This window comes from Neisseria sp. HMSC065D04 (genome assembly GCF_001815675.1).
GTDB lineage: Bacteria > Pseudomonadota > Gammaproteobacteria > Burkholderiales > Neisseriaceae > Neisseria.
On record NZ_KV821541.1, the window covers coordinates 1 to 873 of the forward strand.

Consider the following 873-nt stretch of genomic DNA (forward strand, 5'->3'; position numbering starts at 1 on the left):
CAGCAGGGTCGTCTGAACTTTGGCTTCGTCGGGGTTTTTGGGATGAAGGCCCCAGTTTTGCTGTTTGCCCAATAAGACGGTATTGTCGGCAGATTCTTCGGACTGTTTGTTGTCGGTTTCGGCAAAGAGGTCGGTATCGGCGGTGCGGTAGTTGTAGTCGGCACTGCGTATGCCTTCGACGATGGGGTTGTGGCGGATGCTTAAGTTGAAGAGTGCTTCGGTACCGGTGCTTTCCAGTCCGGCATGGGGTCGGTAGGAAACGGGCAGGCTTTGGTCGCGGAAGTAGTGTTCGGGACTGTCGCCAAAGACGACCACATCGCCATGTTGTTCATGCTGTTCGAAGGCATACCAAATGCCTTCTTCCTCACACAGACGGTTGATAAAGGCGAAGTCGCTTTCGAGATACTGGGTCACATACTCGCGGACGGTGTAACTGCGGCTTTTTTGGAAACGGTAGTCGACACCGGAGAAGCCGTGGTGTTTGAAGACGGCGGCAACGATGTCGGGGACGGTTTGGTTTTGAAACAGTCGGGAGGATTGGAAATGTTTTAAAGCCGCGAAACGCGGCTCTAAAACAAAGCGGTAAACGGTTTCATCCTTGGATACGGACAGCTTCTCGCATGAAGTGATAATGCCCTGCCATTGTTTCGCCGGAGATTCGTCCGAACCGGCTGTGAAAGCGGCGGCGACTTCGGACAATACGGCCTCCTGCGGACGGATTTCAAACGCTGCGCGCTGGTTGAGGTAGGAAGACAGCGGCAGGGAGGAATCGGTGGAAGTGGCGGTGATTTCGACGCGGTAGGCGGTGTTGGCGGCTTCGGAGGCGGTGAAAGAACGAACAGAGAGTGACGGGGAGAAACGGGCGAAGGTGAG

The 873-nt window shown here is 55.2% G+C and carries 1 protein-coding gene; it reads right to left on the minus strand.

Annotated features, from left to right (window positions below):
- Positions 1 to 873: type VI secretion system Vgr family protein (vgrG, locus tag HMPREF3050_RS10280; RefSeq protein WP_141758440.1), on the minus strand; the 873-nt coding region annotated here is incomplete at both ends.